Genomic DNA, 19,022 nt, shown 5'->3' with positions numbered 1-19,022 from the left:
ATGTCCAGCATTACGCCTCCACCCGGCTGGGGTGCGGCACCGCAGCCCCAACCGGATGGCTCCGGCCTGTGGAACGCGCCTCCACAACAGCAGCCCGATATATGGGTCTATGCAGGTTTTTGGTGGCGTGTGTGGGCGTTTGTGATTGATGCGATCATCCTGAGCACGGCTGAAGGTATTCTCAGCCTGTTTTTTGGCCCCAAGATCAATGTGGACTGGGAAGAACTGCCCATTCCCGATGCTTCCAGCCAGACGGTGGATGTGGTCAATATCGCCACAACATCCGTGCCGCATGCCAGCCCTGTTTCGGTCCTGATCCCGCACCTGCATGCGGGTTCGGAATGGCATACTTTTGGCATTCTTCTTACCCTGCTGCCCATGCTGTACTGCGTTATGTTCGAGGCATCCTCGTTCCGGGCAACGCCGGGCAAGCGGCTGTTCCGGCTGGAGGTTGTCACACTTCAGGGGGGGCAGATTTCCCACCTGCGCGCGCTGTTGCGGTTTGTCATCAAGGCGTTTTTGTCCTTTCCCCTACTTTATATCGGGGTTTTGATGGTGGCCTTCACCCAGCGCAAACAGGGTCTGCATGACATGATTGCAGGCACTCTGGTGCTACGGCACACAAAACCTGCCCCGATTGTGCCTTTTCCGCCCCACGACTGACCCCATACCCCTACCCGAATAACAGTTGAACCGGTTGTCGGTCTTGATACCGCCAGATTTGCCTCCTACCCTGCGGGCAACATCAAGCGCGTAGCGCAAAACCCCCAAACCGTTCAGCAAAGGACAGGGCAGGTCATGACCGCACACAGCCGGGACCGGTATTTCTTTTTTTCCTGGATATTCAAAACCTGTTTTGTCCTTCTGCTCGGCTGGGGGCTACTCCCCCACACGCCGGCTCTGGCTGACACCCCAACAGCGGCACAGGCTGGCGGGCTGAACCAGCAGGACGCCCAGCAACTCCTGAACGTGCTGAACGACCCGCAAAAGCGCGCCGACTTTACAAAAACACTCTCGCTCATGGCCAAGGGGCTCCCCCAAGCCCCGGCTCCAGCAAATGCTGCCCCCAAGCCTGCCGCGGCAAATGCGGCCTCGCCCGCGGTCATAGACAATTCCGTTCATTCGGAACTGGATGATCTGGGCAATACCGCCACCGAGTATGTGGACAACTTTACCAGCCTGTTTACCGATCTGGGCGCTGTGGGCACATGGTTCCGCCACGAGATACAGAACCCGCAGTCGCGCCAGTCCCTGCTGGATTCCTTTGGCCGCGCCCTTCTGATTATCGCCTTTGCCCTTGTAGCGGAACGCGCAACCAGCATTGGCCTGCGCAAACCCCTGACCACCGTAAAAAAAATGGCGGAAGCGCGCGAAGCCCGGCTGGCCGAGGCCCAGAGCAGAAACAATACCCCCAGCACAGATGCCGCCACAGCAGCCCCGGACACAGACACCCCCACAGACACCGATACAACCCAAACGCGTGAAACGGACCAGCGCCGGGGGGACGAGGTACTGCGCTACCTTATTCGCGTTCCCTACAACGCCATGCATTTTCTGCTCAAGCTGCTGCCTGTGGGTATCTGCCTGCTGCTGGGCTACCTTGGCGCGGAGTTCCTGACCTCCACCGATCAGGCGCGCACGGTGGCCCTTACACTGGTGAACGCCTACGCCATTGCCCGCTGCCTGTACCTGATTATTGAAACCATTCTGGTCCCCCGCTCCCCCGCCATCCGCCTGCTGCCCATGCCAGATGACACGGCCCGACTGCTAACGCGCTGGTGGAACGTGCTGGTAGCCGCCCCGTCCATTGTAATCTGCCTGTCCATTCTGGGCCGCGAATTTGATCTGGACACACGCGGGGTGGAAGCCATGATGCGCGGCGTGGTACTGGTCCAGCACCTGATTATTGCCGCCTTTATCTGGCGTATCCGCCATATTGTGGCCCGCGCGCTCCAGCCATCTCCCGGGCTGCGCAAAAATGCCCTGTGGGCGTTTGCTGGCACGCTGGCCAAGCTGTGGTGGGTGCCTGTCATGTTCTTGGACATGGCCCTGTGGTTTGTCTGGGCTGCGCACCTGAAGGGGGGCTACCAGTGGATTCTGCACGGCACGCTGCTGACCTTCCTGTGCCTTATTGTCTCTCGCGTGCTGGCCCTGCTGGTTTATGGGCTACAGGACCGGCTGTTCCGTGTTGGTCCGGAATTGCAGGCCCAGTACCCCGACCTGCAGAAACGGGCGGATTTTTACTATCCGTTCGTGCGCAAGATCATGACCATTGCCATTATTCTGACCACCGCGATCTGTGTTGCGCAGAGCTGGAGCATTCCCACTTTTGACTTCTTCCTCCACTCAGCCCTTGGTCTGCGGCTGGTTGGGGCCGCGGCCTGCCTGCTGATTGGCATGACCATTGCCGCTCTGGCGTGGGAGACTGTGAACAGTATTCTGAACAAACAGATCTCGCGCTATTCCGCCAGCGCGCAGGAGGCACGGGCCGCACGGCTGCGCACGGTGCTACCCATTATCCGCACCGTGCTGCTGACCGTGATCATTATTTTTGTTGCTGTGACTACCCTCTCCCAGATCGGGATCAACGTAACACCGCTGCTTACGGGTGCGGGTATTTTGGGTGTTGGCCTGTCCTTTGGTTCGCAAAGCCTTGTCAAAGACGTGATCACCGGCTTTTTCATGCTGGCAGAAGACGCCATTCAGGTCGGGGACTGGGTGACAACGGGCGGTATTGCCGGAACAGTTGAGCACCTGTCCATCCGCACCCTGCGCGTCCGGTCGTTTGATGGTGACCTGCACATTATCCCGTTCTCCTCCGTGACCTCCATCGCCAATACCGCGCGCGGCTTTAACCAGATTATTGTGCGCCAGACGCTGGACCTGAGCGAGGACACGGGCAAGGTCGTCAAAATCATGCAGAAAACCATTGAGGACATGCGCAAGGAAGATGCCTTCCGCCCCATGATCTTCTCTGACTATACCGATCTGGGTGTGGACAGTTCGGACGGGAACGGCGCTGTGCTGCTCGGCATCATCAAAACCGCTCCGATGATGAAGTGGAAAGTCCAGCGCGAGTTCTACCGCCGGATTGCCCTGCGCATGGCGGCTGCCGGTGTTAAGTTCTACACCCCCACCAGTTACTCCACCACGCCGCCCAACGTGCCGCTGCACATGGCGCTCGACGCCATGCCCGCCATGCCGCAGAATGCGCCAGCACCTGCCAAAACCGTGCAAAAGCCTACGCAACAGCCTGCAACGGACACACCACAGGCCACGCCACCCAAAACCCACGAATAAGAGACCCATCCCATGTCCGAGCCTATTTTTGCGGCCACCCTTGCGGGCAATATTATCCAGACTCTGGAAACACCTCTGGCGGAGGAGGGCTTTGCCTTCCTTCAGGCTCAGGCCATGCGGGCCGTGCTGGAGGCTGATGGTCTGGTCGGGTGGGAAGACTTTGCCGCAAGCTGGAACGATCTGGGCGTGGACCGTTACATGGCCGATGGCGGGCGCTACCGGCGCAGGCGCTACGCCACGTTCTCGCTGACCGAGGGGGGGATTACACGCAAACCCCACCAGCCCCACTACCAGAGCCGGGACTACAATGCGCTCAATGGCGGCATAGAGCGCTGGTTCAAGCCCGTTCTGCCCGCCCTTGGCGAGCACCCCGCCCTTATGGCCATTTTACGGCTGGCCCTGCGCGTGATCACGGACATGACCCCGCCCGAACGCAGGCCCAACGCATGGCACACGGAAATACACCAGTTCCGTATTGAGGCCCGGCCCGATGCAGCAGGCTGCCCAACCCCCGAAGGGCTGCACCGTGATGGCGTGGACTGGGTTTTTGTTGTGATGGTCCGGCGGGAAAACGTGGCGCGGGGGGAAACATCCATCCACGACCTCAGCCACAAACAGGTTGGCAGCTTTACTCTGACAAACCCACTGGACACAGCGGTTGTCAATGACAACCGGGTTTACCACGGCGTCACACCCGTACAGCCCGTGGACCCGGACCGCCCCGCTTACCGCGACGTACTGGTGGTGACCCTCCGCCACGAATAGGCGGAATGGGGGCTGCTTATGGGTGCTGGGCCGGATACGGACTTAGTAGCCCGCGTAATAAATGGCGTGCAGCCCAAGAGCTACAAAACAGATAACAAACACCAGAGCCCCTGCCATCTGGGAGAACTCCTTGAATGTCATGCCCGGATCACGCGCAGGCGGGGCCACCGGGTGCTGGACCGGAGCGGGCTTGTCATCCGGCCGGGACGCGGGGAGCACATGCACCGGCTCGGCCAGTGCCTCATGCGTTTGCGTGTGAACCGTATCGCTGCTGGGCAAAGTGGAGTCCGTGGCCTGCGGCGGCAGGGTCTGCCCATCGTGCAGAGGAGCGGTCCCGTCAACACTGCCTTGTGTTTCCTGCTCACTCATGATGCTGTTCTCCACGTGGTTGTCATGCAGACCGAAAAGGGTCCTGTTTTTTTGGTCCTGTCATGGGGGTTCGTCAAGCGGTTCAGGGTATCTGCCCCTCGGTGCCAACACTGGACGGGGCCTGAACAAACACGCCACATAGACCAGACCTGATTTTTTGCTACGGAAGCAGACATGAAACATATTCTTCTTTGTTCCGCCGTGCTGGGGCTTGCAGCAGCCCCGGCAATGGCCGCCCCCCACACGGCAGCGCCCACCCAGACACCGGCTCCAGCGCAGGCTGAAACCAATTACCCCACGGCCACCTTTATGGGGGCATGGACTGTTCGGGCGGAAGTGCCTGCCTTTACGGTTGCGGGCAACAAGGCGTTGGGGCCTGCGGCAAGGCTTTTGGTCAGTGTGCCAGAAGTTTTTGCCGTAACCATTGGCGAAAGCCGGTTCAGCCTTGCCAGAAAAAGCGGCGCGTCCTGGTCGGGCACCCAGCATGACACAACCATGACCATGACCCTGATCTCCCCCAATGCAGGGCATATCCTGATCACCAACACGAACGGGCACAAGGTGGACGTTCCGGTGTACCGCAACGACCCCTAAAGCCATAAGCGGCCAACTAGCCGCGCTGCCAGACCGCCCCCTCCCACCCGCCAGTGCGCGTGGGAGGGTTAACGTTACGCGTTAACGGCGGCTTCTGGCGTCCAGTCTTTCAAAAAAGCTTCCAGTGCGGCATCGGCCTTGCCGACCTTGACCTCCAGCCGCACGTAAAGATTGCCTGCATCCTTGCCACCATGGGCCTGCACACCCTTGCCGCGCAGGCGCAGCACGGTGCCCGTATCGGACCCGGCGGGCACGTTCATTTTAACCGTGCCGGTTGGCGTTGGCACCATAATGGGGCCGCCCAGCACTGCGGTTTTCAGGTCCACGGGCAGGGTTTCACGCAGGTCGGAGCCTTCACGCGTAAAGGTGGTGTCGGGCAGCACGGTCACGGTGATCAGCGCATCCCCTGCTGGACCACCCTGCACGCCGGGCATGCCCTTGCCGCGCAGGCGCAGAACCTTGCCATCCTCCATGCCCGGTGGAATGCGCACGTCCAGCGTTGCGCCATCGGGCAGGTTAACGCGTGACGTGGCACCATTAACCGCGTCCAAAAAGCTGACATTGAGTGCAAAGGAGCGGTCCGCCCCCTTACGCGGCCCGGCCCTGCGCGCACGGGCACCTCCGCCAAACATGCCGCCGAACAGGTCGTTCAGGTCTTCTTCCTGAAAACCACCCATGCCAGCACCACCGGGACGGAACCCGCCCGCGCCGCCAAAACCACCGCCAAAGCCGCCGCCACCAAAACCACCACCCCCGCCAAAGCCGGGGTGGCGTTCCTGCCCGGAGGCATCAATCTCGCCCCGGTCAAAACGCGCGCGCTTGTCCACATCGGACAAAAGGTCATTGGCCTGATTGAGTGCTTTGAATTCCTCTTCGGCTTTTTTGTCGCCGGGGTTCAGGTCGGGGTGATGTTTTTTGGCCAGCTTGCGATAAGCCTTACGGATGTCATCCTGACTGGCTGTTTTGGCAATGCCTAATACTGAATACGGATCGCGATCACTCATGCAGCCGTCCCTTCCCCCATCCTGTTACCGTTACCGGGCCGCACCGTGCGCTGCCCACAACCAGCCACCGCCCTGAAAAGTGCGTTCAGGCGGGGTTTGCAAAAATCCTCCGCCAAGACTGTACTCATTCTAATGCTGTCTCCATACCACGGTGCCCGCCCGCCTAACGCGTGTTGACTGCGCACACCGGTTTTTCAACTGTTATCTCTAATAATGGGAACGCGACCCCAAGCGGTCAATGGAGTGTGAACGAAAGCCACATGTGCGCCATGCGGATAAACTGCGCCACAAAAATGGAATCCGGGGCATGGCCTCTGTCCGGCTGGCGCTTTATTCTTTATAAAGTCGGGACCATAAGAGCGCTACGCCAGACAGCAGCAGGCTGTTGGTCGCTCATAACGGATTGATTGGAGACCCCCGCATGGCTGACAAACCGCGCTTTTTTGATGATCTTGCAGGTGTTGCCGGAGGTGCCGTATCCGCACTGACCGGCGTGCGTGAGGAAATGAACGCCATTGTCCGCAGCCGTGTGGACGAAGTGCTGACCAGCCTGCAGGTTGTCCGCCGCGAAGAATTTGAAGTCATGCGTGAACTGGCTGCACAGGCGCGCATTGGTCAGGAAGAGGCCGAACGCCGCATGGCCGCACTGGAAGCACGGGTGGAAGCGCTGGAACAGCACCTGACCGGTGGCCACCAGCACGGCACGTACTAAAACCCGCGCGCTCTGCTACCGTCCCGTTTTTGTTTTTGACCGCAGGCACGGGAGTCATGCCATGCCAGCCCTGACAACCGGCTCCACCACCCCACCCACCAACCCGCTGGACCTGATGGAACAGGTCATTGCCGGGCATGGGTGGACCTTTGACCGCTGCACCCCGACCGAAATGGCGGCCGAAGCCCCGGCCAGATGGTGCGACTACGGATTGTTCTTTTCGTGGTCGGCCGAGCTGGGCACCATTCTGTTCACCTGCGCCTTTGACCTGCGCGTAAGCCCGGACATGCGTCTGGCCCTGTACGAACTGATCGGCCTTGCCAACGAACAGGTCTGGGTTGGCCACTTTAGCGTGGATACGGAGGATGGGGTGCTGCTGTTCCGCCACGCCCTGCTCCTGCGCGGCACGGAAACCGCGACCGACATCTTTGAAGACATGATCGACATCGCCCTGACCGAGTGTGAGCGTTTTTACCCCGCCCTGCGCTTTTTCCTGACTGGCGGGCTGAGTGCAGCGGATGCGCTGGCCTCGGCCATGCTGGACTGCCACGGAGAGGCATGACCATGACCAAGCATTTCCCCCTTCCCTCCATTCTGCTTGTCGGGTGCGGCAAAATGGGTGGTGCCATGCTTGAGGGCTGGCTTGGTGCCGGTCTGGCACCCTCCGTCATTATTGACCGCCATATGGCGGACCTGCCCGCCCCCCACCGCGTTGTGCGGGCCATACAGGACGTTCCGGCGGATTTTGCGCCAGATGTTATTATTGTCGCGGTCAAACCGCAGAAGGCCAACCCGGTTCTGGCGGAACTGGCCCAGCGTTTTGGGCAGGCAACGCTGCTTTCCGTCATGGCCGGGCGCACCATTGCCAGCCTGCACGCAACCTGTGTGCAGGCCAACGCACAGGCCAATCCGGTTATTATCCGCTCCATGCCCAACACACCCTGCGCGCTGGGTGCGGGCATGAGCGGACTATACGCCCCCCCCAACGCCACCACCGAACAGAAAGCCCATTGCGACGCGCTGCTCAAAGCCGTGGGCGAGACCGTGTGGGTGGAGGAGGAAGGACTGATCGACTCCGTTGCCGCCATTTCCGGCAGTGGTCCGGCCTATGTGTTTTTAATGGCCGAACTGCTGGAAAAAGCAGGGGTCGAGCAGGGCCTGCCAGCCGAGGTCGCCCGCAAGCTGGCCCGTGGCACCCTGTATGGCGCGGGCTGCATGCTGCATACCCTGCCCACTGATGCGGCAGAACTGCGCCGCAACGTTACCAGCCCCGGTGGCACCACGGCTGAAGCACTCAAAATTATGATGGCCCCGCAGGCTTGGCCCGCCACAACCTCCGCGGCCATTGCCGCCGCCGTGCACCGCGCCCGCGAGTTGGCCAGCTAATCTCTTTTTTTTCCTCATTCTCTCAGGTGCCGTTCCCGCCCTGCTCCTTACCGCTCATGCGACAGGTCTTTGATATGGATAATGACGACTTTGACACAGCCCTTGTCTCGGCTGCCCTAACACTGGCTCAGGACCGGGGCTGGGGCTCCGTGACCGTGCTGGCGGCAGCCCGTGAGGCGGGGCTGGCCCTGCCCGAGGCCCGGAGGCGTTTTCCACTCAAGGCCAGTATTCTGCTCCGCCTGGGCCGTCTGGCCGATGATGTGGCTCTGGCGGACGACATGATCTGTGGTGCCGTGCGCGAGCGTCTGTTTGACCTGCTCATGCGCAGGCTGGACGTGTTTCAGCAGTATCGTGGTGGGTTACAGTCGGTCTTTCGCAGCCTGCCTTTGGACCCGGCCCTGACCATACTGCTCGGTGGCGCCACGGTGGAAAGCATGCGCTGGATGACCGATGCCGCAGGAGTGAACGCCAGCGGCGTGCTCGGTTTTGTGCGCGTAAACATGCTGGTAGCGGTATGGACCCATACCCTGCGCGTGTGGGAAAAAGACGAAAGCCCGGATATGGGCAGCACCATGGCCGCCCTTGATCAGGCACTGGACAAGGCGGGCCGGTTTGGCCTGTTCCCCACCGGGACAGACGAAAACGCCAATCAGGACGGGCTGGCCGATCTGGATGACGTGGCGGATATGGACGCAAGCTTTGCCAGCACCACAATATCGGCGCAGGACCACTAATTTAGCAACAAGCGGCCTTTACGACCGAACCCTGTTTAGCTTAAAAGAGGCGCAGGCAGTTCAGGCCATTGGGGCGTAGCCAAGCGGTAAGGCAGCGGATTTTGATTCCGCCATGCGGAGGTTCGAATCCTCCCGCCCCAGCCAGAACCTGTTTTTCCCCTTCTCTTACGATTGGCGGCGGCCCTTCCCGGCATGGCGGAAGGGTAAGGCGGTATTTTTTCCGCCCAAGGTCCGGTCCGACCAGAACAGGGCCATAGCGGTACTGTTTTTGCCAATACGGTGTTTTGATTAGCCCTGCGGGGTGTCCTGCGCATTCATGGCCCGGACGGATCGCTTTTTACACACGCCGCTTTTTTCTGCTCTTGGATACAACGTAGTTTCTGTCATGCCTGATGCCCCTGCTGCTCCTCCCTCCCTCCTGCGTCACCCCGGTCTGGTGGCCGTTATTGGGGCACGGGCTTTGTCCGCCTTTGCCGGGCAGGTACAGGGAGTTGCTGTTGGCTGGCAGGTTTATGCGCTAACCCATAGTGCGGCGGCGTTGGGCTTTGTGGGGCTGGCGCAGTTCCTGCCCATGGTGGCCTTTATTTTTCCTGCCGGGCATGCGGCAGACCAGCATAACCGCCAGCGCATTGTTATCACCTGCCAGACCATAGAACTTCTGGCTGCGGCGTTCATGGCCTATGCCTCTTTTACACACCAGTTGAATGCGACCATGATCTATGGGCTGGTCGCTGTGTTTGGCACCTGCAAGGCGTTTGAAATGCCCGCCCAGCAGACCTTTTTGCCCTCCATTGTGCCCCCGGCCCTGTTCCCGCGCGCAACAGCGCTGTCTTCCTCGCTGTTTCAGGTCGCAAGTATTGCCGGGCCATCCCTTGGCGGGCTTTTGTACGGTCTGGGGGCGGGGGTGTGCTACGCACTTTGCGCGTGCAGCTTTGCCGTCGCTGCACTGGCCACATGGTCCATGGTCATAACAAGCCCTGCACGGCCCCGGCAGCGGGCCACCTTGGCGGCTGTATTTGGCGGCATTGCCTTTTTACGCCGCAAACCCACAATGCTGGGTGCCATCTCGCTTGATCTGTTTGCCGTATTGTTGGGTGGGGCTACGGCCATGCTCCCCATATTTGCAACGGATATTCTGCATGCAGGCCCTTGGGGGCTTGGTCTTTTACGGGCAGCCCCTGCCATTGGTGCTTTACTGGTTGCTGCCGTGCTGGCCCGCCACCCGCTGGGGCGGCATGCCGGGCGATGGATGTTTGCCGCCGTGGCCGTTTTTGGCGTTGCCACCATTCTGTTCGGTTTTTCCCACTCCATTGCCGTATCCGTGCTGATGCTGGCGATTCTGGGCGGGGCGGACGTGGTAAGCGTTATGGTACGGGGTGCGCTGGTGCAGCTTGGAACACCGGACGAAATGCGCGGCCGGGTCTCGGCTGTGAATATGCTGTTTATCGGGTCATCCAACCAGTTGGGCGAATTTGAAAGTGGCATGCTGGCTGCCGTTATGGGGCCTGTTCCCGCGGTTGTGCTGGGGGGCATTGGCACTCTGGTCATAACCGGCGTGTGGATGGGCCTGTTCCCCGGCCTGCGCCAACTGGACCGACTGGAAGATATTACAACCGAGACTGTATAGGTCTGGAACAATAAAAAAGCCGCACCGAAAAACCCGGCGCGGCTCCATTATGTTCCCGGCCCGAAAAGCCAGTAACGCTTTGTTTTTTCAGACAGCTTTTTTAAGATTGGGGCTGGCTTTAAAACGGACTGTTTTACCAGCCTTGACCTTGACTGGCTCACCCGTGCGGGGGTTCAGCGCCTTGCGGGCCTTGGTTTTGCGAACTGTAAACGTGCCAAAAGACGGCAGGGTAAACCCACCTTCACGCTTGAGTTCGACCACAATGGCATCAATAAGGTCATTCGCAGCCTGATTGGCGGCAACCCCTGTGCAATTGATCGAATCCTGGATCACTGCTGCAATAAAGGCCTTGCTCATAGAGTTACTGGCTCCCTTTCAGACAGAATTTTGTACATGACAATTATTGAACGAATATGCCTAAAAGGCTTTACGGCTTGTAGTCATATTTTTTAAAAATTACCAACATAAAAAATATATCTTTTTTCGATTCCTGCCGATGGGAACAGCAGAAACAGAATCTGTGTCTTTGCAGACACACACATCCTTCCTCTCAGGAGGGCGGGTTAGCCTTGCAGGCACACATGGGAATCCATGCTCTTTTCCTTGGGCGTTACAGCATGATCCTGCGTTATTACAGCATTCCCTGCCATTCATATGTATAAGGATTTACATAAAATATTCATAACTCATATCATTTCTACTACGAATAGAAGTCCTCTGTATATCTTCCATTCCCGCCATAAACCCGACCCGAATCCGCTTTTCTGTTGTGATGATTTTAAAAAAATTACTTTATTTAAAACATATTTTCATAAACACGCACTGGACAAAACACTGATCCGACAGCCCGCTGCCAGCAAGACTCCACCGCTCAGAACTGAACGCAGTGTTCTGTTTTGTAGGTATTCCGTATTGCGTAAAATAAAACTTTACCTTTGTGGACTCCCTTCCCCGCCTTGCGCAGGCGGGTGCAGCATCATCCCTTAAAAAACCACACAACACGGAGGGAACTGACACAACAGGACGTTGCCACCACATGGGCAGACCATGACCGGACAAAACGGAAATGGCCACGCATGTGCGTGGTCACACACCATAAGGTGTGGTGTTCATGGCATAATGAATGTAGGCTACATTCATTAACCGAACCAAATTTTCTAAGGAAAATCTGGAGCGGGCGATGGGATTCGAACCCACGACCCCAACCTTGGCAAGGTTGTGCTCTACCCCTGAGCTACGCCCGCATCAGATGGGCTCCTTTTATGGGGGAGCGCTCAATCGCGCAAGAGGGAAAATGCAAAAAAGCCGCTTTTTTTTCATGCCCCTGCACGCATCTGTCATAAAGCAGCACTTTGCCAGCCCTTGGCGGCCACTTTGCCCTCCTGCTAGACAGAACCATGCGCCCCCCGGCAAGGAAGGAAAGCCGTGACCACGTCCTTATTCCGATCTCTGTACCATCAGGGATTTGTGCGCGTGGCGGCCTGCACGGCACCCGTCACCCTTGCTGACCCGCATACCAACATTGAGCAGATTGTAACCACAGCCCAAACCTGCGCTGGGCAAGGTGTTGGCCTGTGTGTTTTTCCCGAACTGGGGTTGAGCGGTTATTCCATTGAGGACCTGCTCCAGCAAAGCACGCTGTTAAACGCCGTGGACACGGCATTGGCGGCACTGGCACGGGCCACCGCCGACCTGCTGCCCGTGGTGGTGGTTGGCGCTCCCCTGCGCCACAGGAACAGCCTGTATAATTGTGCTGTTGTGCTGCACCGGGGGCATATTCTTGGCGTGGTGCCCAAAAGCTACCTGCCCAATTACCGCGAATTTTACGAAAAACGGCATTTTGCACCCGGTGCGCAAATCCGTGGCCAAACCATGCCTGTAGCCGGGCAGAGCGTACCCTTTGGCGTGGACCTTCTGTTTACAGCCCGCGACATACCGGGATTCTGCCTTGGGGTGGAAATCTGCGAGGATATGTGGGTGCCTGCCCCTCCCTCTGCGGCGCAGGCCATGGCAGGAGCCACGGTTCTGGCCAACCTGTCGGCCAGCGATATTACCGTGGGCAAGGCCCGTACCCGCACCATGCTCTGCCTCTCCCAGTCTGCACGGTGCGTGGCCGCTTACCTGTATGCGGCAGCGGGAGAGGGTGAATCCACGACTGATCTGGCATGGGATGGCCAGACCGCCATTTTTGAAAACGGCGTGCTGCTGGCTCAGAGTGAGCGCTTTCCCTCCGGTGCGCGCGCAGTGGTGGCCGATATTGACCTCACGCTCATCCGCCACGAACGCGCGCAGGTTGGCTCCTTTGCGGACTGCGCGGCCACAACCGGCACCCCCGACCCGCTCTGGCGCTCCATAGAATTTACACTCGCCCCACCCGCAACCGACCTTGGGCTGCTGCGCCCGCTCTCGCGCTTTCCCTTTGTGCCAGCAGATCCCACTCGGCTGGAGCAGGATTGTTTTGAGGCCTTTACCATTCAGGTTTCGGCCCTCAAACAACGCCTGAAAAGTTGCCGGGCAGCAGGCATGGTCATTGGCGTATCCGGTGGGCTGGATTCCACCCATGCGCTGCTGGTGGCCGTGCGCACGGCGGATGAACTGGGCTGGCCCCGCACCGCCATACGAGGCTACACCATGCCCGGCTTTGGCACCACGGAGCAGACACTGGCCAGTGCAAACGCCCTGATGGCGCATCTGGGCATTACGCGCGCAACGCTGGACATCCGCCCCGCCGCAACCCTTATGCTCCAGACCATGGACCACCCCTTTGCCAGAGGTGAGCCCGTGCATGACATTACATTCGAAAATGTGCAGGCCGGATTGCGCACGGATTTTCTGTTCCGGTTGGCCAACCAGCACAACGGTATTGTTATTGGCACGGGTGACCTGTCGGAGCTTGCGCTGGGGTGGTGCACCTACGGCGTGGGCGACCAGATGGCGCATTACAACGTTAATGCGGGCCTGCCCAAAACCCTGATCCAGCACCTGATCCGCTGGTGCATTGCCTCAGGCCACTTCCCGGCCGATGTCTGCACCGTACTGCGCACCGTGCTGGCGACCGAGATATCTCCCGAACTCATCCCCGCCACCGCGGGGGCCAGCCAGAGCACGGAGGACACAATCGGGCCATACGCCCTGCACGACTTCACACTTTATTACGTCCTGCGCCACGGCTTTGGTCCTGCCCGCATAGCCTTTATGGCCGAACAGGCATGGCGGGATGCAGCACAGGGCGCATGGCCACCGGGCTTTTTGCCGCACGACCATAAAAGCTACGGGCTGCCGGTCATTCGCAAATGGCTGAAGGTTTTTATGTTCCGGTTCTTTACCACCAGCCAGTTCAAGCGTTCGGCCATGCCCAATGGTCCCAAGGTCATGGCGGGGGGGAGTCTTTCCCCCCGTGGGGACTGGCGCGCCCCGGCTGATGGCAATGCAACCCTGTGGCTGAAGGAACTGGAAGACCATGTGCCCGAAGCCTGAAACTGCCCCCCGCTGGTGGAATGGCATTGTGCCCGGTCTTGGGCTATAAGCTGGGACCATGACAACATCGCGCCACGCCACAGTTCACCGCGTTACCAGCGAAACCGATATTGCCATTGCCCTGACTCTGGACGGGACTGGCAAGGCTCGGGTTGAAACCGGTATCGGCTTTTTTGACCATATGCTGACCGCTCTGGCCAAGCATGGCCTGTTCGATCTGGACATAACGGTCAAGGGTGACCTGCATATTGATGGCCATCATACGGTGGAAGATACCGGCATTGCACTAGGGCAGGCCATGCGGCAGGCACTGGGCGACAAGCGTGGCGTGCGCCGGTTTGGCTCGGCCCTTGTGCCGCTGGACGAGGCATTGTGCGAGGCGGTGGTCGACCTTTCCGGCCGTCCGTTCCTGACGTTTGAGGCCACCTTCGACCGCGACCGTATTGGCGGGCTGGACACGGAACTGGTGGAAGAATTTTTTAGGGCATTCGCCATGTCCGCCATGCTGACCCTGCACCTGAACCAGCGGGCGGGTAAAAACTGCCACCATATTGCCGAGGCCGCGTTCAAGGCTCTTGCCCGCGCACTGCGCATGGCGGTAGAGCCGGACCCACGCGCTCTTGGGGCCATTCCGTCCACCAAGGGCGTGCTGTAAACCAGCTGGCGGCATATGTGATCCAACCATGTTCGGGTCTGAACATGGGGGTAGGCCAGACAGACAACCGGCCTTGTTTTTGCCCGCATGCGGGCAGATAGCAGGGTTTTCCGCAGGATCAGAACCAAGAGGGTTTTATGGCCCAGCCTCTCTCCATTGCTGTTGTTGATTACGAAGGAGGCAACCTGGCCTCCGCCGCGCGCGCTGCCATGCGTGCTGCCGAGCTTTCGGGTCTCAACGCTTCCGTTATCATTACCAACGAACCCGCCGAAGTCCGGCGCGCGGACCGCATTATTCTGCCCGGCCAAGGCGCCTTTGCAGACTGCGCACATGGGCTGGAGGCCATTGCTGGGCTCAAGGACTCCATTTTGCAGGCCGTAGCAAAAGGTACACCTTTTCTGGGGATCTGCGTTGGCATGCAGCTTATGGCCGAGCGCGGTCTTGAGCATGGGGTAACGGAGGGGTTTGGCTGGATTGCAGGTGAAATCGCCCCCATGGACGCCCCCGGCCTGCGCCTGCCCCAGATGGGCTGGAACGAACTGGACCTCCACAGGCCCCACCCGCTCACGCAGGGGCTTGGCCCGGCACCCCACGGCTATTTTGTACACTCCTACGCCCTGCGCAACACCACCGATGACGTGCTGCTCGCCAGTGCGGACTATGGTGGCAGCGTGCCTGCCATTGTCTGCCGCGCAAACGTGGCGGGGACACAGTTCCATGTGGAAAAAAGCCAGACCGTGGGGCTAAAAATCCTTGCAAACTTTCTTGCATGGCAACCGGAAGCCACATTCTGATGTCCCGCGTGCCCCGCGTTCAACGTATTCTCTCGCTGGAGGAAGACGACCTTCAGGCCCTGTGCGAGTCCGTGGATGCCGCCATTCTGGACGGAGGCGGGTTTGGCTGGTTGCAGCCACAGGGGCGGCAGGTGCTCGAACGTTATTTTCGGGGCCTGCTGCTCGTACCCGAGCGCATGCTGTTCGCCATCCGGCTGGATGGGGTTATTGTGGGTGGCGCGCAGCTAATTCGCGCCCCGCGCAATAACGAATTGCAGGCCATGTGCATCACCCTGGCCCATCTGTTTGTTGCCCCCTATGCACGCGAGCGGGGGCTGGGGGCTGCCTTGTTGCAGGAGGTGGAAAACGCCGCGCGCAACATGGGGTTCAGGGTTCTCAACGTGGATGTGCTGCAAACCCAGACCGCCGCCATTGCCCTGTTTAAAAAGACCGGGTTCCACATCTGGGGCCAACACCCGTTTTACGCACGGGTGGGGGACGAGCTCGTACCGGGGCTGTTCCTGACCAAATGTCTGGATGATACCCTGCCTTTACAGTCCGCCAAGACCCGTAACGAACAAGAAGCCAGTTCCACACCATGACCACACCCACTCCCCCCCGCCCGCTAACCCTGTACCCGGCCATCGACCTGAAAAACGGGGCCTGCGTGCGCCTGCGCCGTGGGGAGATGGACGATGCAACCGTCTATTCCGACAACCCCGGCGCACAGGCCACGGCATGGCAGGCGGCTGGTTTTGAATGGCTGCATGTGGTGGACCTGAACGGCGCGTTTGCCGGAGCGTCCGCCAACACGGACGCCGTGCGCTCCATTCTGGCCGCAGCCCATGTGCCGGTCCAGCTTGGTGGTGGCCTACGCGACATGGCCGCCATTGCCGCATGGCTGGAGGCTGGCATTACCCGCGTTATTCTGGGCTCGGTCGCGGTCAAAAACCCCGCATTGGTGCGCGAAGCCTGCAAGGCGTTCCCCGGTCGCATTGTAGCGGGGATTGATGCACGCTCCGGCCTTGTGGCGACCGAAGGCTGGGCCGAAGTCTCCGACATGCAGGCAACCGACCTTGCCCTGCGTATGCAGGACGCTGGTGTGAGCGCAATTATTTTTACCGAAATCAGCCGGGATGGCATGCTTGAGGGGCTGGATATCGAACAGACCGTGGCACTGGCCAACACAGTGTCCATTCCCGTTATTGCCAGCGGGGGCGTTGGCGGCATTGATCACCTTGCAGCCCTGCGCACGGCGGCCAACACCACACCGGGCATAGAAGGTGTTATTGTTGGTCGCGCGCTGTATGATGGCCGCATTGACCCCAAGCAAGCCCTGCGAGTGCTGAGCGGATGCTGAAGCTACGCGTTATTCCCTGTCTGGACGTTAAAAATGGCCGGGTGGTCAAGGGGGTCAACTTTGTCTCCCTGCGTGATGCGGGCGATCCGGTTGAACAGGCCGCCGTGTACGATGCCGCCGGGGCTGATGAACTGACTTTTCTGGACATTACCGCCAGCCACGAAAACCGTGACACCATTCTGGACGTGGTCAGCAGAACGGCGGAAAAAATCTTTCTGCCCCTGACCGTGGGCGGGGGCGTGCGCACAACGGACGACATGCGCCGCCTGCTGCTGGCTGGTGCGGACAAATGCGCCATGAACTCGGCCGCCGTCTCCCGCCCGGACCTGATCAGCGAGGCCGCGCGCAAGTTTGGTAGCCAGTGTGTTGTGGTGGCCGTGGATGCACGCCAGAGTGCTCCGGGCAAGTGGGAGGTGTTCACCCATGGCGGGCGCACCCCCACAGGCATGGACGCCATAGACTGGTGCAAACAGGCCGCCGAACGCGGTGCGGGCGAAATCCTGCTGACCTCCATGGACCGCGACGGCACGGGCAGCGGGTTTGATCTGGACCTGCTGCGCGCGGCAACACAGGCCGTGCGCCTGCCGATTGTGGCCTCTGGCGGCGTTGGCACGCTTGAACATTTTGTAGAAGGTGCCAAGGCCGGAGCCACCGGGCTACTGGCCGCCAGTGTTTTCCATTTTGGGCAGTTTACGGTTGCGCAGGTCAAACAGGCTTTGACCGATGCCGGGCTGCCGGTCCGCCCCTCCCCCGCTCCTTTTCAGGTCAGTCAGACGTCATGATCAAAAAAGCTCCGTCCAAAGCCACCATCAAAGCCGAGACCAAAACCATCAAGGCCAAAAAAACCAAGGTGGCGGAAACTCAGGACCTGCCCACCCTGTCCGATGAGGCTGACGCCTCCGTGCTGAACCGGCTGTATGATGTTGTGCAAAGCCGCAAGAACGCAGATCCTTCGGTCAGCCATTCAGCCCGCCTGCTCTCACGCGGGACATACAAGATCGCCCAGAAATTTGGTGAGGAAGCCGTGGAGTGCCTGATCGAGGCCGTGGCTGGCCGCACCAACCTGCTAGTGGGGGAAAGTGCGGATGTGCTCTACCACCTGATTGTCATGTGGGTGAATGCAGGCATTACCCCTGACGAGGTCTGGGCCGAACTGGCCCGGCGCGAAGGCACAAGCGGCATTGCCGAAAAAGCCTCCCGCCCCAAGCCGTCCCTGACAACACCGGACGTGACCACACCAGACGCAACAAAACAGGACTGACCCTACCATGGCTGTGACCGGCAAAGGCCCATACGACCAGCAGAATATTTTTGCCAAAATCCTGCGCGGCGAAATTCCATGCAAACCTGTTTTTGAAAACGAATGGGTTCTGGCCTTTGAGGACATAGCCCCCAAAGCCCCCGTGCATGTGCTGATCATTCCCAAAAAGCCGTATGTCTCCTTCATGGATTTCAGCAAGACCGCCCCGGCCGAAGAAATTGCCGAAGTCATGCGCTCGGCCGGGCAGATCGCCCATACGCTGGGGCTGGAAGAAAACGGCTACCGGCTGATCACCAACGCAGGCACCAATTCGGGGCAGGAAGTCCCGCATTTTCATCTGCATCTTATGGGGGGTGGGCCACTTCCGGCGTTTCCCCAATAACGCCGCGTAACGCTTCCTTTTGCAATAAAGGCACCCGATCATGACGCCTATGGACATGCTTCTCTCCCGCGCATCCACCGACCGGCTGCAAACTCCCGCACCGGCACCGGAGCAGTTGATGGTCATTCTGGCCACAGCCATGCGCGCACCCGACCATGGGCGTGTTCAGCCGTGGCGCTATGTTGTGATCGAAGGAGCGGACCGCCCCGCACTGGCCGAGCGCATTGTGGCCTCCATGGCGCGCGTGGAGCCCGATGCCCCCGCCGCCAAAATTGAAAAACGCCGTTCCCGCTTTGCCACCATGCCCATGATCATTGCGTTGGGCATGCACCTGCACCCCGCTCACAAAATTCCGCTCTGGGAGCAGGAAATGTGCGTGGCCGCGGGGGCCATGAACATTCTTAACGCCCTGCACGCCACAGGCTTTGGCGGTGTGTGGGTGTCTGGCGCATTGGTGGATGATGCCGTTCTGGCGGCTGATCTGGGTGTTACCCGGCTGGCGGGCTTTCTGTTTGTAGGCACGCCCGAGGGTACGCCCCACACACCCAAGCGGGCAGACCCGGCCCTGTTTACCGCGCGCTGGCACGGCCAGCCCGTAACCTTTGGCGCAGACAAGGACTAAC

General features: G+C 59.8%; 19 protein-coding genes, 2 tRNA genes and 1 pseudogene. 18 read left to right on the top strand and 4 right to left on the bottom strand.

Going from position 1 to position 19,022, the window contains the following annotated elements:
- The 3 genes from GOB86_RS04595 to GOB86_RS04585 all read left to right on the top strand — a co-directional run bounded on the left by GOB86_RS04595 (position 1) and on the right by GOB86_RS04585 (position 4,065).
- The gene (locus tag GOB86_RS04595; RefSeq protein WP_165991196.1) at positions 1-663 is read left to right on the top strand and encodes an RDD family protein; all 663 of its coding nucleotides are present in this window, start codon (positions 1-3) and stop codon (positions 661-663) included.
- Between the two features lie 135 nt (positions 664-798).
- Positions 799-3,300, top strand: a complete 2,502-nt coding sequence (locus GOB86_RS04590) for a mechanosensitive ion channel family protein (protein ID WP_165991195.1) — start codon at positions 799-801, stop codon at positions 3,298-3,300.
- A gap of 12 nt (positions 3,301-3,312) precedes the next feature.
- Positions 3,313-4,065 (top strand): 2OG-Fe dioxygenase family protein, encoded by a 753-nt coding sequence (locus GOB86_RS04585; protein ID WP_165991194.1) that lies wholly within the window; start codon positions 3,313-3,315, stop codon positions 4,063-4,065.
- Positions 4,066-4,107: 42 nt separating this feature from the next.
- On the opposite strand, the gene GOB86_RS04580 is transcribed toward GOB86_RS04585, so the two are convergent.
- Entirely contained in the window at positions 4,108-4,434 is a 327-nt protein-coding gene (locus GOB86_RS04580; RefSeq protein WP_165991118.1) for a hypothetical protein, read from the bottom strand.
- Between the two features lie 174 nt (positions 4,435-4,608).
- Here GOB86_RS04580 and GOB86_RS04575 point away from each other — a divergent pair, with 174 nt between their 5' ends.
- A complete protein-coding gene (locus GOB86_RS04575; protein WP_165991193.1) occupies positions 4,609-5,028 on the top strand; it encodes a hypothetical protein in 420 nt (139 codons plus the stop codon).
- A 74-nt stretch (positions 5,029-5,102) separates the two neighbouring features.
- Here GOB86_RS04575 and GOB86_RS04570 read toward each other — a convergent pair whose 3' ends face one another.
- The gene (locus GOB86_RS04570; protein WP_165991192.1) at positions 5,103-6,032 is read right to left on the bottom strand and encodes a DnaJ C-terminal domain-containing protein; all 930 of its coding nucleotides are present in this window, start codon (positions 6,030-6,032) and stop codon (positions 5,103-5,105) included.
- Positions 6,033-6,453: 421 nt separating this feature from the next.
- On the opposite strand from GOB86_RS04570, the gene GOB86_RS04565 reads away from it, so the two are divergent.
- The 6 genes from GOB86_RS04565 (at position 6,454) to GOB86_RS04540 (ending at position 10,491) form a co-directional block, all read left to right on the top strand.
- The gene (locus tag GOB86_RS04565) at positions 6,454-6,744 is read left to right on the top strand and encodes an accessory factor UbiK family protein (RefSeq protein ID WP_165991191.1); all 291 of its coding nucleotides are present in this window, start codon (positions 6,454-6,456) and stop codon (positions 6,742-6,744) included.
- 61 nt (positions 6,745-6,805) lie between these two features.
- Positions 6,806-7,306 carry a type III secretion system chaperone family protein gene (locus tag GOB86_RS04560; protein WP_086646539.1) on the top strand — a complete coding sequence of 167 codons (501 nt, stop codon included), beginning with the start codon at positions 6,806-6,808 and terminating at the stop codon, positions 7,304-7,306.
- A gap of 2 nt (positions 7,307-7,308) precedes the next feature.
- Positions 7,309-8,130, top strand: coding sequence for a pyrroline-5-carboxylate reductase (proC, locus tag GOB86_RS04555; RefSeq protein WP_165991190.1), 822 nt, complete (start codon positions 7,309-7,311; stop codon positions 8,128-8,130).
- 74 nt (positions 8,131-8,204) lie between these two features.
- On the top strand, positions 8,205-8,864 hold the full coding sequence (locus GOB86_RS04550) for a TetR family transcriptional regulator (RefSeq protein ID WP_165991189.1): 660 nt from the start codon (positions 8,205-8,207) through the stop codon (positions 8,862-8,864).
- 69 nt (positions 8,865-8,933) lie between these two features.
- Positions 8,934-9,008, top strand: a tRNA-Gln gene (locus GOB86_RS04545).
- Positions 9,009-9,249: 241 nt separating this feature from the next.
- A complete protein-coding gene (locus GOB86_RS04540) occupies positions 9,250-10,491 on the top strand; it encodes an MFS transporter (protein WP_165991188.1) in 1,242 nt (413 codons plus the stop codon).
- An 87-nt stretch (positions 10,492-10,578) separates the two neighbouring features.
- Here the strand turns inward: GOB86_RS04540 and GOB86_RS04535 are convergent, their stop codons facing one another.
- Together GOB86_RS04535 and GOB86_RS04530 are read right to left on the bottom strand one after the other, a co-directional pair.
- Positions 10,579-10,848: an HU family DNA-binding protein gene (locus GOB86_RS04535; RefSeq protein ID WP_025826862.1), complete on the bottom strand. Its 270-nt coding sequence runs from the start codon at positions 10,846-10,848 to the stop codon at positions 10,579-10,581.
- A gap of 812 nt (positions 10,849-11,660) precedes the next feature.
- Positions 11,661-11,735: transfer RNA gene (locus GOB86_RS04530), tRNA-Gly, on the bottom strand.
- A gap of 181 nt (positions 11,736-11,916) precedes the next feature.
- Between GOB86_RS04530 and GOB86_RS04525 the strand changes: the two genes are divergently transcribed.
- From GOB86_RS04525 to GOB86_RS04490, 8 genes and pseudogenes are all read left to right on the top strand, one after another.
- Positions 11,917-13,968, top strand: a complete 2,052-nt coding sequence (locus GOB86_RS04525; protein ID WP_165991187.1) for an NAD(+) synthase — start codon at positions 11,917-11,919, stop codon at positions 13,966-13,968.
- Positions 13,969-14,026: 58 nt separating this feature from the next.
- Positions 14,027-14,623: an imidazoleglycerol-phosphate dehydratase HisB gene (gene hisB / locus GOB86_RS04520; protein WP_165991186.1), complete on the top strand. Its 597-nt coding sequence runs from the start codon at positions 14,027-14,029 to the stop codon at positions 14,621-14,623.
- A gap of 137 nt (positions 14,624-14,760) precedes the next feature.
- A complete protein-coding gene (gene hisH / locus GOB86_RS04515) occupies positions 14,761-15,417 on the top strand; it encodes an imidazole glycerol phosphate synthase subunit HisH (RefSeq protein ID WP_165991185.1) in 657 nt (218 codons plus the stop codon).
- Positions 15,417-16,756 (top strand): annotated as a pseudogene (hisA, locus tag GOB86_RS16505) (1-(5-phosphoribosyl)-5-[(5-phosphoribosylamino)methylideneamino]imidazole-4-carboxamide isomerase). Before hisH ends, hisA begins: the two are co-directional and overlap by 1 nt.
- Complete coding sequence (hisF, locus tag GOB86_RS04505; RefSeq protein ID WP_165991184.1) at positions 16,750-17,538, top strand: imidazole glycerol phosphate synthase subunit HisF; 789 nt, start codon at positions 16,750-16,752, stop codon at positions 17,536-17,538. The pseudogene hisA and the gene hisF overlap by 7 nt, the downstream one beginning before the upstream one ends.
- On the top strand, positions 17,535-18,017 hold the full coding sequence (locus tag GOB86_RS04500) for a phosphoribosyl-ATP diphosphatase (protein ID WP_165991183.1): 483 nt from the start codon (positions 17,535-17,537) through the stop codon (positions 18,015-18,017). The genes hisF and GOB86_RS04500 overlap by 4 nt, the downstream gene beginning before the upstream one ends.
- 7 nt (positions 18,018-18,024) lie before the next feature.
- The gene (locus tag GOB86_RS04495) at positions 18,025-18,399 is read left to right on the top strand and encodes a histidine triad nucleotide-binding protein (RefSeq protein WP_165991182.1); all 375 of its coding nucleotides are present in this window, start codon (positions 18,025-18,027) and stop codon (positions 18,397-18,399) included.
- A 40-nt stretch (positions 18,400-18,439) separates the two neighbouring features.
- Positions 18,440-19,021: a nitroreductase family protein gene (locus tag GOB86_RS04490; protein ID WP_165991181.1), complete on the top strand. Its 582-nt coding sequence runs from the start codon at positions 18,440-18,442 to the stop codon at positions 19,019-19,021.
- Position 19,022: the final 1 nt, after the last annotated feature.

The organism is Acetobacter lambici (assembly GCF_011516885.1).
GTDB lineage: Bacteria > Pseudomonadota > Alphaproteobacteria > Acetobacterales > Acetobacteraceae > Acetobacter > Acetobacter lambici.
The sequence above is the reverse complement of the archived record's forward strand: the minus strand, read 5'-3'. Positions and strand labels throughout refer to the sequence as shown.

What these genes read in the sequence shown, in the direction of transcription:
- GOB86_RS04595 (WP_165991196.1), top strand. Translation starts at nt 1, where the DNA reads ATGTCCAGCATTACGCCTCCACCCGGCTGGGGTGCGGCACCGCAGCCC.
- GOB86_RS04590 (WP_165991195.1), top strand. Translation starts at nt 799, where the DNA reads ATGACCGCACACAGCCGGGACCGGTATTTCTTTTTTTCCTGGATATTC.
- GOB86_RS04585 (WP_165991194.1), top strand. Translation starts at nt 3,313, where the DNA reads ATGTCCGAGCCTATTTTTGCGGCCACCCTTGCGGGCAATATTATCCAG.
- GOB86_RS04580 (WP_165991118.1), bottom strand. Translation starts at nt 4,434, where the DNA reads ATGAGTGAGCAGGAAACACAAGGCAGTGTTGACGGGACCGCTCCTCTG.
- GOB86_RS04575 (WP_165991193.1), top strand. Translation starts at nt 4,609, where the DNA reads ATGAAACATATTCTTCTTTGTTCCGCCGTGCTGGGGCTTGCAGCAGCC.
- GOB86_RS04570 (WP_165991192.1), bottom strand. Translation starts at nt 6,032, where the DNA reads ATGAGTGATCGCGATCCGTATTCAGTATTAGGCATTGCCAAAACAGCC.
- GOB86_RS04565 (WP_165991191.1), top strand. Translation starts at nt 6,454, where the DNA reads ATGGCTGACAAACCGCGCTTTTTTGATGATCTTGCAGGTGTTGCCGGA.
- GOB86_RS04560 (WP_086646539.1), top strand. Translation starts at nt 6,806, where the DNA reads ATGCCAGCCCTGACAACCGGCTCCACCACCCCACCCACCAACCCGCTG.
- proC (WP_165991190.1), top strand. Translation starts at nt 7,309, where the DNA reads ATGACCAAGCATTTCCCCCTTCCCTCCATTCTGCTTGTCGGGTGCGGC.
- GOB86_RS04550 (WP_165991189.1), top strand. Translation starts at nt 8,205, where the DNA reads ATGGATAATGACGACTTTGACACAGCCCTTGTCTCGGCTGCCCTAACA.
- GOB86_RS04540 (WP_165991188.1), top strand. Translation starts at nt 9,250, where the DNA reads ATGCCTGATGCCCCTGCTGCTCCTCCCTCCCTCCTGCGTCACCCCGGT.
- GOB86_RS04535 (WP_025826862.1), bottom strand. Translation starts at nt 10,848, where the DNA reads ATGAGCAAGGCCTTTATTGCAGCAGTGATCCAGGATTCGATCAATTGC.
- hisB (WP_165991186.1), top strand. Translation starts at nt 14,027, where the DNA reads ATGACAACATCGCGCCACGCCACAGTTCACCGCGTTACCAGCGAAACC.
- hisH (WP_165991185.1), top strand. Translation starts at nt 14,761, where the DNA reads ATGGCCCAGCCTCTCTCCATTGCTGTTGTTGATTACGAAGGAGGCAAC.
- hisF (WP_165991184.1), top strand. Translation starts at nt 16,750, where the DNA reads ATGCTGAAGCTACGCGTTATTCCCTGTCTGGACGTTAAAAATGGCCGG.
- GOB86_RS04500 (WP_165991183.1), top strand. Translation starts at nt 17,535, where the DNA reads ATGATCAAAAAAGCTCCGTCCAAAGCCACCATCAAAGCCGAGACCAAA.
- GOB86_RS04495 (WP_165991182.1), top strand. Translation starts at nt 18,025, where the DNA reads ATGGCTGTGACCGGCAAAGGCCCATACGACCAGCAGAATATTTTTGCC.
- GOB86_RS04490 (WP_165991181.1), top strand. Translation starts at nt 18,440, where the DNA reads ATGACGCCTATGGACATGCTTCTCTCCCGCGCATCCACCGACCGGCTG.